This is a genomic window from Iodobacter violaceini (assembly GCF_011601265.1).
GTDB lineage: Bacteria > Pseudomonadota > Gammaproteobacteria > Burkholderiales > Chitinibacteraceae > Iodobacter > Iodobacter violaceini.
Genome location: NZ_JAAOLX010000054.1, coordinates 1 through 255, shown reverse-complemented (window position 1 = coordinate 255; position 255 = coordinate 1). Strand labels below are relative to the sequence as shown.

Sequence of the window (255 nt, the reverse complement as noted above, 5' to 3'; positions counted from 1 at the left end):
AAGTCGGCAATCCGGGTGTGGCGGATGACAATGTGGTGGAAGGTAATAACCTTGTCTTCAATGTTTCGCTCAGCACCGCCACCACCAAAGCAGAAACCTATGCCTTTAACCTGGGCGGCGGATCAGCAAGTGCAGCCGATTACGGCACCGCCACCTTCAGCAATGGCGTCACTTACAACGCAACCACCGGCCTGATCACCGTGCCTGCTGGCGTGACCAACTTCGCCGTTACCCTGCCAACGGTGGATGACGCGC

The 255-nt window shown here is 57.6% G+C and carries 1 protein-coding gene; it reads left to right on the top strand.

The features are described from left to right. The coding region (locus HA050_RS21825) for a hypothetical protein (protein WP_166830590.1) at positions 1 to 255 on the top strand (255 nt) is incomplete at both ends.